At 74.3% G+C, this 13,901-nt stretch carries 12 protein-coding genes; 9 read left to right on the top strand and 3 right to left on the bottom strand.

What is annotated here, in order from left to right:
* Window positions 1-26: 26 nt before the first annotated feature.
* Window positions 27-911, top strand: coding sequence for an aminoglycoside phosphotransferase family protein (locus B5Y66_RS01625; RefSeq protein WP_245806858.1), 885 nt, complete (start codon window positions 27-29; stop codon window positions 909-911).
* A 246-nt stretch (window positions 912-1,157) separates the two neighbouring features.
* Here B5Y66_RS01625 and B5Y66_RS01620 read toward each other — a convergent pair whose 3' ends face one another.
* Window positions 1,158-1,844 carry a DedA family protein gene (locus tag B5Y66_RS01620; RefSeq protein WP_079570093.1) on the bottom strand — a complete coding sequence of 229 codons (687 nt, stop codon included), beginning with the start codon at window positions 1,842-1,844 and terminating at the stop codon, window positions 1,158-1,160.
* Window positions 1,845-1,975: 131 nt separating this feature from the next.
* On the opposite strand from B5Y66_RS01620, the gene B5Y66_RS01615 reads away from it, so the two are divergent.
* Both B5Y66_RS01615 and B5Y66_RS01610 read left to right on the top strand, forming a co-directional pair.
* Window positions 1,976-3,145 (top strand): sensor histidine kinase, encoded by a 1,170-nt coding sequence (locus tag B5Y66_RS01615; RefSeq protein ID WP_079570090.1) that lies wholly within the window; start codon window positions 1,976-1,978, stop codon window positions 3,143-3,145.
* Window positions 3,145-3,783 (top strand): response regulator, encoded by a 639-nt coding sequence (locus B5Y66_RS01610; protein ID WP_407656356.1) that lies wholly within the window; start codon window positions 3,145-3,147, stop codon window positions 3,781-3,783. The genes B5Y66_RS01615 and B5Y66_RS01610 overlap by 1 nt, the downstream gene beginning before the upstream one ends.
* A 13-nt stretch (window positions 3,784-3,796) precedes the next feature.
* Here the strand turns inward: B5Y66_RS01610 and msrA are convergent, their stop codons facing one another.
* Window positions 3,797-4,477 carry a peptide-methionine (S)-S-oxide reductase MsrA gene (msrA, locus tag B5Y66_RS01605; RefSeq protein ID WP_079570085.1) on the bottom strand — a complete coding sequence of 227 codons (681 nt, stop codon included), beginning with the start codon at window positions 4,475-4,477 and terminating at the stop codon, window positions 3,797-3,799.
* Between the two features lie 126 nt (window positions 4,478-4,603).
* Here msrA and B5Y66_RS01600 point away from each other — a divergent pair, with 126 nt between their 5' ends.
* The 3 genes from B5Y66_RS01600 (at window position 4,604) to ilvA (ending at window position 7,832) form a co-directional block, all read left to right on the top strand.
* Window positions 4,604-5,218 carry a YdeI/OmpD-associated family protein gene (locus B5Y66_RS01600; protein ID WP_079570082.1) on the top strand — a complete coding sequence of 205 codons (615 nt, stop codon included), beginning with the start codon at window positions 4,604-4,606 and terminating at the stop codon, window positions 5,216-5,218.
* A gap of 127 nt (window positions 5,219-5,345) precedes the next feature.
* A complete protein-coding gene (locus B5Y66_RS01595) occupies window positions 5,346-6,608 on the top strand; it encodes an AI-2E family transporter (RefSeq protein WP_079570079.1) in 1,263 nt (420 codons plus the stop codon).
* Entirely contained in the window at window positions 6,609-7,832 is a 1,224-nt protein-coding gene (gene ilvA / locus B5Y66_RS01590; RefSeq protein WP_079570076.1) for a threonine ammonia-lyase, read from the top strand. It begins immediately after the preceding gene.
* Window positions 7,833-7,922: 90 nt separating this feature from the next.
* Here ilvA and B5Y66_RS01585 read toward each other — a convergent pair whose 3' ends face one another.
* Window positions 7,923-8,780: a helix-turn-helix domain-containing protein gene (locus tag B5Y66_RS01585; protein WP_245806857.1), complete on the bottom strand. Its 858-nt coding sequence runs from the start codon at window positions 8,778-8,780 to the stop codon at window positions 7,923-7,925.
* Between the two features lie 89 nt (window positions 8,781-8,869).
* On the opposite strand from B5Y66_RS01585, the gene B5Y66_RS01580 reads away from it, so the two are divergent.
* From B5Y66_RS01580 to melA, 3 genes are all read left to right on the top strand, one after another.
* Entirely contained in the window at window positions 8,870-10,636 is a 1,767-nt protein-coding gene (locus tag B5Y66_RS01580; RefSeq protein ID WP_079570073.1) for an ABC transporter ATP-binding protein, read from the top strand.
* Entirely contained in the window at window positions 10,633-12,348 is a 1,716-nt protein-coding gene (locus B5Y66_RS01575) for an ABC transporter transmembrane domain-containing protein (RefSeq protein WP_079570071.1), read from the top strand. The genes B5Y66_RS01580 and B5Y66_RS01575 overlap by 4 nt, the downstream gene beginning before the upstream one ends.
* Window positions 12,349-12,437: 89 nt before the next feature.
* Window positions 12,438-13,871 carry an alpha-galactosidase gene (melA, locus tag B5Y66_RS01570; protein ID WP_079570068.1) on the top strand — a complete coding sequence of 478 codons (1,434 nt, stop codon included), beginning with the start codon at window positions 12,438-12,440 and terminating at the stop codon, window positions 13,869-13,871.
* The last annotated feature ends 30 nt before the right edge of the window (window positions 13,872-13,901 follow it).

The following is a 13,901-nucleotide window of genomic DNA, read 5'->3' as shown; positions in this document are numbered from 1 at the left end:
TCCAGCGGTCGCCCTAGGGTGGCGTCGTGATCACCGTGCCGCCCTCCTTCCGCGCGATGCCGCGGTGGTGGCACGACGACGCCGGGCGCGGCTGGCTGGACGTCTTGCCCGGCGGGGTGGCCGCGCGGTGCGCGGCGTGGGGCCTCGTCGTCGACGGCGAGCCGGCGCACGGCTCGAACGCCCTGGTCGTGCCGGTGCGCCGCGGGGACGAGCGGCTGGCGCTCCGGCTGGCGCCGCCCGGGGACGACGTCGCCGGAGAGGTCCGCGCGCTGCGCGTGTGGGCCGGGCGCGGCACGGTGCTGCTGGTCGACGCCGACGAGGGCGAGGGCGCGACGCTCCTGGAACGTCTCGACGGTGGCCGGTCGCTGGCGGACGAGCCGCTGGACGTCGCGGTCGAGGTGCTGGCCGGGCTCACGCGGACGCTGGCGGTGCCCGCCCCCGACGACGTGCCGTCGACCGCCGCGATCGCCGCCGGTATGGCGGAGTCGTTCCCGCGCGAGTGGGCCGAGCTCGGGGAGCCGCTGCCGTCGCGGCAGCTCGACGTCGCGCTCGACCTCGCCGCCGAGCGCGGGGCCGCCCCGACGTCGTCCCTCGCCGTGGACGGCGACCTGCACCACGACCAGGTGCTGGCCGGCATGCGCGCGCCGTGGCTCGTCGTCGACCCCGTGCTGTGGCGGGGCGACCCGGAGGCCGACCTCGCGCGCGTGCTGTGGACCCGGCTGGACGAGCTGCCGTCCGAGCGGGACGTGGTGGCGGCCTTCGACGCGTTCGTCCGCGCGTCCGGCGTGCCGCGCGACCGGGCACGCGCCTGGGTGGTGCTGCGCGCGACGTCGTACCTGCTGTGGGGGCTCGCACACGGGCTCACCGAGGACCCGGTGCGCTGCCGGCGGCTGCTCGACGTGTTCGTCTGACGCGCCCGGCGAGTCGTCCCGTCCGGTGCCACGATCGGGGGGCTGCCCCCGGACGGCGCGATGCCCGGCGACGCTGTTCGCCGTTCTTCGACGTGCGGCAAGCCGCCGCGGCGTCGTCCTGCTGCCGGCCGTCGCGTCCGCGGCGATGCTCCTCGTCGTCTACGACCTCGGCGTCCGGCGCTGGCGCGTCACGCGGTGGGCGTTCGGCATGCACCAGGGCCGTTGAGATCCGCAGGTCCGCCACCGTCACCGGGAGCGAGCATGGCGCGGACCGTCCACCGCGCGACGGGTGATCACCGCATGGACGACGTACCAGGCGAGCGCGACGACGGCCAGCACGATCACGACGGACTGGTAGCGGCCGATCACGCCCTCGACGGCGTGCCACTGCTCGCCCAGCAGATACCCGACGAGCACGAGCGTGGTGTTCCAGATCGCGCTGCCGATCGCCGTCAGCGTCAGGAACTGGCCCAGGTGCATCCGTTCGACACCGGCGGGCACCGAGATCAGACTCCGCACGATCGGGATCAGACGGCCGAGCAGGACGGCGCGCGCGCCGTGGCGTGCGAACCACGCCTCGGCCGTGCCGAGGTCCTCGACGCGCACCAGGGGCATGCGCTCCACGAGGCGGTACAGGCGCTCCCTCCCGATGGCGGCGCCGACGAGGTAGAGGGCGAGCGCTCCGACCACGGAGCCCGCGGTGGTCCACAGGACCACCGACAGGAGGCCGAGGTCCCCCTGGCTCGCGGTGAATCCGGCGAGCGGCAGGATCACCTCGCTGGGGACGGGCGGGAAGAGGTTCTCGAAGGCGACCGCGAGCCCCGCGCCCGGGGCTCCGAGGGCCTCCATGAGGCCCACGGCCCAGTCCGTGAGGCGGGTGATGATGCCGGGCTCGGCGGTGCTGGCCGCCGCCATCAGGGGTGCTGTGCTCATGCCGTCGACGCTAGGGACGGCGGGGCGGTGGCCACATCGCGGCTTCGCGCACGGATCGCGGCGGGGAACCGCAGGTCAGGGGTGCGGTTCACCGCAGTACCGCGCGCGACGCGCGTGGCTAGGGTGGGCGCGTGGCCATCCCCAGCTCCGCCGCCCGCGCGACGTTCGGGGTCGTGCTGGGGGCCTTCCTCGTCCCGCTCGACGGCGCCGCCCTGGTGATCGCCGGAGGGGCGACGGCGGTCGGCGGCGTCGTCCCGGGCTCCGGCCCGTGGCGCGACCGCGTGCTCGGCGCCGCGGTCCGGGTGCACGAGCGGCGCCTCGAGCGGTGGCTCGACCGGCCGGCCCGCGCCGCCGGGCGCCCGGACCGCCGGGCCCGCTACCTCGCCGTGCGCCTGGTGGTCGGGCTCACCAGCCTCGGGGTCGTGCTGCTCCTCGCCTACGGGGCGCTCGCCGCCGCGCTCATGATCGCGTCGTGGGCGTTCGACGCCAGGGTGCCCGCCCTGTCGAACGACGAGGGGGAGCCCACCACCGGGCTGACGATCCTGTCCGCCGCGGTGCCGGGGATGCTCCTGCTCTACCTGGCCGTCATGGGGCTGATCGGCGCGGCCGCGCTCGAGCGGGCCGCCGCGGCCCGCTACCTGGGGACCGACGATCGGGCGGAGCTGGTGTCGCGCATCGAGTCGCTCGTCGCGTCGCGGGCCGGCATCGTCGCCGCCGTGGAGGCCGAGCGACGGCGGATCGAGCGGGACCTGCACGACGGCGCCCAGCAGCACGTCGTCGCGCTCGGCATGCTCGTGGACCGCGGCCGCCGAGCCACCGACGGCGCCGCCCGCGACGCCCTGCTCGCGCAGGCGGCGGACGAGACGGAACGCCTGCTCACGGCCGTGCGCGACGTCGCCTGGAGCGTGCACCCGACGGCCCTGGACACCCAGGGGCTGCGCCCGGTGCTGGGGAGGCTGGCGGCGCGAGCCGCACCCCCTGCCCGGCTGGACTTCCGCCTCGCGGGCCGACTGGCGCCGGCGGTCGAGGCTTGCGTGTACTACGTCGTCGCCGAGTCCCTCACGAACGTCTCGAAGCACGCCCGCGCCGCACGGGTCGACGTCGTCGTGGCGCCGACCGACGGCGCGACCGGGGCCGTGTCCGTGACGGTCCGGGACGACGGCGTCGGTGGGGCCGGGAACGGTCAGGGCCGCGGTCTCGCCGGGCTGTCGGCCCGAGTGGGCGCGCTGGGCGGCACGGTCGACGTCCAGAGCCCGACGGGCGGGCCGACGACGGTGCGGGCGGTGCTGCCGTGCGCGTGATGATCGCGGAGGACTCCGCCCTGCTGCGCGAGGGCCTGCGCGCCCTTCTCGCCGACGAGGGCGTCGACGTGGACGCCGCGGTCGGCGACGCGGACGAGCTCCTCGCGCTCCTGGGCTGCCGTCCGTCGCCGGACGTCGTGGTAGTGGACGTGCGGATGCCGCCCACGCACACGGACGAGGGCCTCCGAGCCGCGGTCGAGATCCGCCGCCGCTGGCCCTCCGTGGGTGTGCTCGTGCTGTCCCAGTATGTCGAGGGGCAGGCGGCGCGCGAGCTCGTGACGAGTGAGGGAGCGGGAGTCGGCTACCTGCTCAAGGACCGGGTCATGCGGGTGTCCGAGCTGCTCGACGCGCTGCACCGCGTGGCGCGCGGCGACTTCGTGGTCGACCCCGAGGTAGTGCGGCAGCTGTTCGCGGACACCCCACGGGTGGACCCGCTGGCACGCCTCACCCCGCGCGAGCGCGACGTGCTCGGCCTGATGGCGGAGGGCAGGACGAACGCCGGGGTGGCGTCCGCCCTGCACCTGTCGCAGTCCGCCGTGGAGAAGCACGGCAACGCCATCTTCACCAAGCTGGGCCTCGACGCGTCCGACGGCTACAGCCGCCGGGTGCTCGCCGTCCTGCAGTTCCTGCAGGGGTGAGGCCGGTGCTGCGCTACGCGGCGTCGGGGAACGGGACTCCGGTGGTCGCGTGGCAGCGGTAGCCGTGCGGGTTCTTCGCGTCGGACAGGTACTGCTGGTGGTAGTCCTCCGCAAAGAAGAACGGTCCGGCCTCGGCGGCCGGGCGCAGCTCCGTGGTGATCGGGTCGTAACCCTTCGCCGCGAGCACCTCGGAGTACGTCTCGGCCGTCTCACGGACCGCCTTCTCCTGCTCGGGCGTGGTCCAGTAGACCGCGGACCGGTACTGGGTGCCGACGTCGTTGCCCTGCCGGAAGCCCTGCGTGGGGTCGTGCCGCTCCCAGAAGATCTTGAGCAGCTCGGCCTCGGAGACCCGCGCCGGGTCGTAGGCCACAAGCGCGGTCTCGGTGTGCCCGGTGCGGGCCGTGCACACCTCCTCGTACGTCGGGTTCGGCGTCGTGCCGCCCATGTACCCGACGGCCGTGCTCACCACGCCCGGCACCTGCCAGTAGATCTCCTCGGCGCCCCAGAAACAGCCCATCGCCAGGTACACCACGCGCGTGCCCTCGGGCCAGGGCCCGGTGAGCGACGTGCCGAGCACCGTGTGCGGGCGAGCGGCGGGCAGGACGGGCGACTCGCGCCCGGGCAGCGCCTCCTCGGGCGCCACCATCGTGGACCTGCCGGAGCGGCCGAGCAGCTGGTCGAAGATCGAGTTCATCGCCGTACCTCCATTGACCTTCATTGCCCTACAGGGTCGGGACGCAGAGGTCCCGGTAGGCGCAACGACACCGTGGGGGCGCATGTTCCCGCGCTCCGAGGGCGTGGTTGGCGCTACGGTCCCGTCATGGCCGACGACCGCCCTGACCTGTCCGACCAGCTCCTGCTGCCCGACCCCGCGGCGTGGCGCGCCTGGCTCGACGAGCACGAGGGCGACACCCCGGACGGCGCGTGGCTGGTGCTCGCGAAGAAGGGCCGCCCGGCGCCGACGACGCTCACCCACGCCACCGGGCTGGAGGAGGCGCTGTGCAGCGGGTGGATCGACGCCCAGATGCGCAGCCTGGGCGCGGACACGATGCTGCAGCGGTTCTGCCCGCGTCGGCCGCGCAGCCGCTGGTCCGTGCGCAACCAGGAGATCGTGGCCCGGCTGACCGGCGAGGGCCGGATGCGGCCCCGCGGCCAGGCGGAGATCGACGCGGCGAAGGCGGACGGTCGCTGGGAGGCCGCCTACCACGGGCCGGCGCGGGCGGAGGTGCCGGCCGACCTGGCCGCGGCGCTCGCGGCCAGCCCCGCGGCGACGGCGACGTTCGACGTCCTCACGTCGCAGAACCGGTACGCCGTCCTGCACCGCCTCGGTGCCCTCAAGACGGCGGAGGCGCGCGAGCGCAACGTGGCGAAGTACGTCGCGATGCTGGCGCGCGGCGAGACCCCGTACCCGCAGCGGCGGCGCCCGGGCGCCTGACGACGGGCCGGCGCAGGCGCGCGACCTGTGGACGCGCCGTGAAGATCCTGGTCGACGGCCGGGCCCGTCCCGGCGCGCGGGGCGTGGCCCCCGCGCGACGTGGCCCCGGGCCACCTAGGGTTTCCGCGTGAGCTCGGAACACTCCTCCCCGTCCGGCGCGGACACCGTCCCGCTGAGCGTCCGCGCGGCCGCCTCCTGGTCGTGGCGCGTCCTGCTGATCGCCGCCGCTGTCGCGGCCTTCCTCTGGCTGCTCGCGTCGCTCAAGACGATCGTCGTGCCGGTCGCCATCGCGCTGCTGGTGACGGTCCTGCTGGCGCCCGTGCGCCGGTCCCTCCAGCGGTGGCACCTGAGCAAGGGCCTCGCGACGGCGGTGTCGATCGTCGGCCTGATCGTGCTGGTGGGCGGCCTGGTGACGCTGGCGGGCACGTCCATCGTGAGCGGCTTCCAGGACCTGGCGGACCAGGCCGTCGAGGGCTTCCGCCAGTTCACGACCTGGCTCGCCGAGGGCCCGCTCCAGCTCGACGCCGAGCAGCTGTCCGGGTACGGCCAGCAGCTCCAGAGCTCGTTGGTCGAGAGCTCGGGGATCGTCTCGGGGGCGCTCGGCGCCGCGACCACCGTGGGGCACGTCTTCGTCGGCGCGCTCATCGCCCTGTTCTGCACGATCTTCTTCCTGCTCGACGGCCGCACCATCTGGACGTGGCTCGTCAACCTGCTGCCCGTGCGGGCGCGGGAGAACGTGCACCAGGCGGGCCGCCGCGGGCTCGTCACCCTGTCGGCCTACGTGCGCACCCAGATCCTCGTCGCGTTCGTCGACGCCGTCGGCATCGGCGTCGGGTCGGTCTTCTTCGTGCCGGCCCTCGCGCTGCCCATCGGCATCCTGGTCTTCATCGGATCGTTCGTGCCGATCATCGGCGCGATCGTCACCGGCGCCATCGCCACGGCCGTCGTGCTGGTGGCCAAGGGGTGGATCGCGGCCCTCATCATGCTGGGCATCGTGCTGCTGGTGCAGCAGGCCGAGAGCCACATCCTCCAGCCGTTCCTCATGGGGCACGCCGTGTCGCTGCACCCCGTGGCCGTGGTGCTCGTCGTCGCCGCCGGAAGCCTCGCGGCCGGCATCGTCGGCGCGCTGTTCGCGGTGCCGCTGGCGGCCGTGCTCAACACGGTGCTGCTGTACTTCCACGGCCACGACAAGTTCCCCGAGCTCGGCACGGAGGACCATCTGCCCCTGCTGCGCAAACGCTCGCAGCTGCCCGGTACCCTGCTCTGGTCGGGACGGGGGTCGTCGCAGGGCGCGACGACCACGGGCGGCACCTCGGGCAGCACCATCGACCTGCCCGACGCCCCTGCCTCGCCCGCCACCGACGCGGGCCCGGCAGGAGAGAACAGGTAAGTGGCAGCACACCCCCCGATCGACCGCGTCACCCTCGAGGACGTCCGCACCGCCGCGGCCCTCCTGGACGGCGTCATCACCCGCACCCCGGTGCAGGCGTTCCGCGCGATGTCCGAGGCCGCGGGCGCGCCCGTCGTCCTCAAGTGCGAGAACCTGCAGCGTGCCGGGTCGTTCAAGATCCGCGGCGCGTACACGCGCCTGAGCCGGATGCCCGACGAGGAGAAGGCGCGCGGCGTCGTCGCGGCCAGCGCGGGCAACCACGCGCAGGGCGTCGCGCTCGCGGCCCAGATGCTCGGCATCCACGCCATCGTCTACATGCCCGTGGACGCGTCGGTGCCCAAGCTCGCCGCCACCCGCGGCTACGGGGCCGAGGTGCGCCAGGTCGGCGACAGCGTGGACGAGGCCCTCGTCGCCGCCCGGGCGGAGGCCGCCCGCTCCGGCCGCACCCTCATCCACCCGTTCGACCACCTGGACGTCGTGACCGGCCAGGGCACGGTCGCCCTCGAGATCCTCGAGCAGGTGCCCGACGTCGGCACGGTCGTCGTGCCGCTCGGCGGCGGCGGCCTGGTCGCGGGCATCGCGACCGTCCTCGCCGAGGCGGCCCCGCACGTCAAGGTCGTCGGCGTGCAGGCCGAGAGCGCCGCCGCGTACCCGGAGTCGCTCGCCGCGGGGCGCCCCGTGCCGCGGGCCCTGGGCGCGACGATGGCGGACGGCATCGCCATCGGCACCCCCGGTGACGTGCCGTTCGAGGTGCTGGCGCGCCTCGGCGTCGAGGTGCGCACCGTCTCCGAGGAGGAGATGTCGCGCGCGCTGCTGCTCGTGGCCGAGCGGGGCAAGCAGATCGTGGAGCCCTCGGGCGCCGCCGGGGTCGCGGCCGTGCTCGCCGCCGAGCCGGGCTCGCTGCCGGGCACCATCGTCCCCGTCCTCACCGGCGGCAACATCGACCCGCTGCTGCTGCTGCGCGTCGTGCAGCACGGTCTCGTCGCCGCCGGCCGGTACCTGCAGCTGCGCGTGTGCATCGACGACAAGCCCGGCTCCCTCGCCGAGCTGCTCGAGGTGGTCGCGCGGGCCGGCGCGAGCATCGCGCAGGTGGAGCACACCCGCACCGACACCTCCCTCAGCGTGTCGCAGGTGCTCGTGAACCTGCAGCTCGAGACCAAGGGCCACGACCACTGCGAGGCCGTCGTGGAGAAGCTGCGCGCCGCCGGGTTCGAGGTCGCGTGACGCCGGTGTCCGGCGACCGCGGCCCGGGACCCGCCTGACCGGCGTGCCCACCGCGCTCGCCCAGCTCGTGCGGCGTCGTCCGGCCCCCGATCAGCGCAGCGCGCGTCGGTAGTCCCCGGGCGCGCACCCGCAGATCTGGCGGAACGTGTCGTAGAAGCTGCTCTGCGACGTGAACCCCGCCGCGTGCCCGACCTCCACGGTGGTCGCGTCCGTGGTGATGAGCAGTCGCTGCGCCTCCGCCACACGGCACCGGGCGATGTACGTGCCGAGGGTGGTGCCCACCACCCGCTTGAACAGCGTCATCGCGTGGCTCGGGCTCAGGTGGACGGCCTGCGCGACGTCTGCCGGCGAGATCGGCGACCGGTAGTGCTCCGCGACGAACTGCGCCATGGCCGTGGCGCGGGCGGCCGCGCCCGACGGGCCCGGCGCACCCGCGGCGTCGGCGGCGTCCGGCGCCCCGCCGGGCGCCCCCGGTGCCTCCGCCGTCGTGAGGGTGCGCCGCACGAAGGCCTGCGCCTCCAGCATCACGACGGTGCTGTCGCCGCCCGCGAGGAGGTCGCGGTGCCACGTCGCGAACAGCGCGTCGACGTCGCGGGCGAGCGCGGCGGCGGGCACCACCACCGGGCGCGCCCGGAGCAGCACCGCGATCTGCTCGGCGGGCAGGGCCCAGCTCAGCACCTCCGTGAGCGGGATGTGCACCCAGGAGACGTCCGACGGGACGGCGTCCGGGTCGACGAGCTGGTGCGGCGTGCCGCCCCAGAAGAGTGCGACCTGGCCGGCGTCGACCCGCAGCGTCGACCCGCCGAAGAGGTACTCCAGGCGGCCCGAGTGCACGAGGTTGAGCTCGAGGTCGTCGTGCCGGTGCGGGTGTTCCATCACGGGCGGAGCACCGTGCCGCACCCACAGGGCGGCCTCCTCCCGGCGGACGTCGTCGACGCGGAGTGTCACGAGGCGAGCCTAGGGCGTGTGCCGGCGCCGGGCCGTGAGGGTCGATTCCACGTTGTACTGGTGGGGGTGGTTCGGCTACCGTCCGGGGCGTGCTCACTGGTGAGAACGCCCGGACGACGACGACGACGGCGACGGCGAGGCGCGGCGACTGGCGCTTTCTCTGGCCGTACTTCCGGCGCGAGTCGAGGCGGCTGGGGCTCCTCGGCGCGGTGATGCTCGGCGCGACCGGCGCGACGCTCGCCAGCCCCTTCGTGGTCCGGGAGTTCATCGACGGCGTCGTCACGGGCACGCTGGACGTCGCCGGTTCGACCCGCCTGGTGCTCCTGTTCGGTGTCCTCGGGCTGGCGCGGTACGCGCTGTCGGCCGTGGAGGCGGGCCTCGCCGAGTCGGTGGCCTGGCGCTCGACGAACAGGCTCCGCGAGGACGTGCTGCAGCACGCGATGGACCTCCCGCTGGAGCACCACCACACCGCGACCCCCGGGGAGTGGGTCGAGCGCGTGGACGGCGACATCAGCCTGCTGAGCAACCTGTTCTCCCGCTTCGTCATCACCATCGTCGGCGAGCTGCTGATCGTGGTCGGCGTCATCACCGCGCTGTTCTCCGTCGACTGGCGCATCGGCCTGCTGTTCCTCGTCTGCCTGCTCGTCGGGCTGGTCGGGATCCGCTGGGTCGCCGGCTGGGGCCGCGACGCCTACCGCGGCAGCCGCGGCGCCGTGGCGCGGTTCATGGGATACGTCGAGGAGCGGCTGCGCGGCACCGAGGACCTGCAGGCCCTCGGGGCGGTCGGCCACGCCATGGAGGGGTTGACCGACCGGCACCGAGGGGTCCTGCGCACCGACCTCCGTGCGGCGCTGGTGGGCAGCAGCCTGGTCTGGGCGTCCGCCTCGCTCTTCACGGCGCTCGTGACGGCGCTCGCCCTGGGCCTGGCGGGGTTGCGGTTCGGCCAGGGGGCGCTGACGATCGGCACGGTCTACCTGGTCTTCGCGTTCACCCAGCAGCTCCAGGAGCCCCTGATCCGCCTCTCGCACCAGCTCCAGGACTACCAGCGCGCGATGGCGGGCCTCAGCCGGACCCGCGAGATCCTCGACCTGCCCGTGGAGCCGCGCGGCGGCACGGCCGTGCTCCCGGACGGCCCGCACGACGTGACCCTGGACGGCGTGACCTTCGGCTACGCCCGGGAGCACCCGGTCGTCACCGACCTGGACCTCGAGCTCCCCGCCGGGCAGACGCTCGGGGTCGTCGGCCGGACGGGCGCCGGGAAGTCGACGGTCGCCAAGCTGCTCTCGGGCCTGGTCCGCCCGGACGCCGGGGCCGTCCGCATCGGCGGGGTGGACACCGCCGACGTGAGCGTCACCGACCTGCGGGCCGCGGTCGCCGTGGTCACCCAGGACGTCTTCCTGCTCGACGCCTCCGTGCGCGACAACGTCACCCTGATGGACCCGGACGTGAGCGACGAGCAGCTGGGCGCGGCCCTGGAGGCGCTCGGGCTGACCGAGTGGGTCGGGCGGCTGCCGCACGGGCTGGACACCCGGGTGAGCGAGCACGTGATGTCGGCGGGGGAGGCTCAGCTGCTCGCCCTGACGCGGGTCCTGATCCGCGACCCCGCGCTCGTCATCCTCGACGAGGCGTCGGCGCGACTGGACCCCGAGACCGAGCGACGCCTCGACGCGGCGCTGCGCCCGGCCCTCGCCGGACGGACGGCCGTGGTCATCGCGCACCGCCTCGCGACGCTGGACTCCGTGGACCTCGTCGCCGTCGTCGACGAGGGGCGGATCGTCGAGCTCGGCCCGCGCGACCAGCTCTCCGTCGACCCGGGGTCGCGCTTCGCGACCATGCTGCAGCAGGGGGGATCATGAGGACGCGCCGAGGTCTCGAGCGGCAGGACGTCGGCCGGGTCGGGCTGCTGGCCGGGATGGTCCGGCCCCACCTGCCCCTGTTCGTCGCCGACGTGGTGACGGGGATCGCCTTCTTCCTCTGTGCCGTGGTGCCCGGCCTGGCGCTGCGCGCCTTCCTGGACGAGCTGCCGGACCAGGCCGCCGGCTGGGCCCTGCCCGTGGCGCCGCTGCTGGCCTACCTCGGCTTCAAGGCCGCCGAGGCGGTCGGCGCCGCGGGCTGGATGGCGGTCGACACCGTGTTCCGCTACCGCATCTACCACGACGTCCGCGTCCGGCTCACCGAGCGCCTGCTGCGCCGCCCGGGCGCGTTGCCGCCCCCGGTGCCGACGGGCGACATCCTGTCCCGCTACCGGGACGACACCGTCGAGGTCGCCGAGGTGCTGGGCAAGCGGGGGATCCAGCTGGTCTCCTCCTCGGTCGTGACGAGTGCCGTCACGTTCGGGGTGCTGTTCTCGATCAGCCTGCGGACCACGCTCCTCGCGGTGCTGCCCACGCTGCTGATCGCGGTCATCGCCTTCGCCGCCAGCCGGCGGATCAAGGAGCTGCAGCACCACACCCGGCAGACCGCCGGCGACGTGTCCGCCTTCCTGCGCGACTGCTTCGCGGGGATCGAGGCGATCAAGGTCAACGACGCCGGCCGCCACGTCGTGGACCGCGTGCGGCACATCAACGACCGCCGCCGCCACGCGGCGGTGCTGAACGGGGTGTTCGGCGGCATCCTGGCGTCGAGCCAGAGCATCGTGGTGCTCCTCGGCACCGCCCTGGTGATGTGGACCTCGGCCGCGGGGATCCGCGACGGCAGCTTCAGCGTCGGCGACTTCGCGTACTTCATCTACGCGCTGGGCACGTTCGGCACCCTCGTCAACGCCGTGGGCCAGTTCGTCAGCCGGTTCCAGCGCTTCAGCGTGACCGGCGAGCGCCTGAGGGAGATCCTCCCCGGCCGGCGGCTGCGCGACCTCACCGCGCCGACTCCCGACCCTCCCGCGCCCATGGTGGTCGCCGACCGCGACGCCGGGCCGCGCGGTGGCCTCGAGGACGGGGCGCCCGTCCTCGAGGTCTCCGGGCTCCGGTACGAGCACCCCGGCGGGCGGCCGGGGGTCCGGGACTTCGACCTCACCGCGCGTCCGGGCGAGCTGGTGGTCGTCGCCGGCCCGGTCGGCGTCGGCAAGACCACCCTGCTGCGGGCCATCCAGGGCACCCTGCCCCGCTCCGCGGGCAGCGTGGCGGTGCGGGGCCGGGTGCTGCCGCCGGGCGTGGCGATGGCCCCGCCCCTCATGTCGCTCACGCCGCAGGCGCCGCACGTCTTCAGCGACACGCTCGCGACCAACGTGCTCCTCGGGAGCCCGCCGTCGCTGCTCGCGGACGTGCTCGCGGCGAGCACGCTGGACCACGACGTCGACCGCATCCCCCACGGCACCCAGGCCGAGATCGGGCCCCAGGGGCACCGGCTCTCCGGCGGGCAGCTGCACCGGCTCGCCGCCGCCCGGATGCTGGCGCACCCCGCGGACGTCATGCTCGTGGACGACCTGTCGGCCTCCCTCGACGTCGACACCGAACGGCGCCTGCTGGAGAACCTGCTCGCCACCGCCCGCGACCGCGTCCTCGTCGTGGTGAGCAACCGCCGCCCCATCCGGGACCTGGCCCACCAGACCTACGACCTCGTCGGCGACTAGGACGGCGGCGCGACCGCATCGAAGGATCCCGGAAATCGGGGCGACCGAACCGGAGGATCAACCGCCATCCTCGGGCCTAGCGTCGCTGCATGGCTCATTCCCCGAAGATCACCATCATCGGTGCCGGCGGCTTCGTCTTCCCGTTCCGCCTCATCGGCGACCTGCTCAGCTTCCCCGCCCTGCGCGGCGCCACGCTCAGCCTCATGGACCTCGACGCCGGCCGGCTCGACCGGGTGGCGACCGCCGCCCGCGAGCTCGTCGACCACCACGGCCTGCCGACCGTCGTCGAGCAGACCACCGACCGCCGCGCGGCCCTCGCCGACGCGGACTTCGTCATCATCACCTTCCAGGTGGGCGGCGTGGAGTCCTACCGGCACGACGTCGAGATCCCGCGCCGCTACGGCGTCGACCAGACGGTGGGCGACACCGTCGGCCCCGGCGGCGTCTTCCGCTTCCTGCGCTCCGTGCGGGCCTACCAGGACATCGCCGCCGACGCGCTCGAGGTCTGCCCGGACGCGCAGTTCATCAACTACGCCAACCCCATGGCGATGGCCACCGCCTACCTCAACGCGCTCGGCCTGCGCACCGTCGGCCTGTGCCACAGCGTGCAGGGCACCACGCGCATGCTCGCCCGCACCCTCGGGGTCCCCTACGACGAGGTGTCCTACCGGTGCGCGGGCATCAACCACCAGGCGTGGATCCTCGACTTCCGCCGCGGCACCGAGGATCTGTACCCGCGCCTGCGCCAGGTCATGGCCGAGCGTCACGTCCGTGGCCGGGCGGCCGCCGACCTGCTGGCCGACGACGGCGACCACTCCGACGCGGCGCTCGCGGCCAGCACCTACGAGGGCGGCAACGAGCAGGTGCGCACCACGCTGATGAACCACTTCGGGTACTTCGAGACGGAGTCCAGCCACCACGCGTCGGAGTACGTGCCGTGGTTCCGCAAGGACCCCGCCACGACGCTCGAGTACCTCCCGGAGCGCTGGGACTACTACGAGATCTGCTCCTCGCACGACGAGCAGGGCGACGTGGACGAGCAGCTCGAGCGGCTCAAGGCCGACCTCAGCCCGTCGGTCGAGTACGGCGCGTCGATCGTCAACGCCGTCGTCACGGGCGTGCCGGCCGTCGTCTACGGCAACGTGCCCAACGCGGGCCAGGTCATCACGAACCTGCCCGACGACGCGTGCGTCGAGGTCGCCTGCCTGGTCGACGCCAACGGCGTGCAGCCGACGTCCTTCGGCGACCTGCCCCCGCAGCTCGCGGCGATCAACCGCACCAACGTCAACGTCCAGACGCTCGCCGTCCGCGCCGTCCTCACCGGCGACGTCGAGCACGTGCACCACGCCGTCGCGCTGGACCCGCTGACGTCGGCGCACTGCACGCTCGAGCAGATCCGGTCGATGACCGACGAGCTCCTCGAGGCGCACGCCGCGCTGCTCCCCGCCGCACTGCGGCCCGCGTCGGCATCCGACGCCGCGGCGTCGTCGGGCGCGGACCGGGACCCCGTCCTGGCGCACTGAGCTCACCGGTGCCCCGGGCGACGACGCCCG

The sequence above is a fragment of the Krasilnikoviella flava genome (assembly GCF_900167525.1).
Lineage (GTDB): Bacteria > Actinomycetota > Actinomycetes > Actinomycetales > Cellulomonadaceae > Isoptericola > Isoptericola flavus.
Note: the sequence above shows the minus strand (reverse complement) of the source record. Positions and strands in the feature narration are given on the sequence as shown.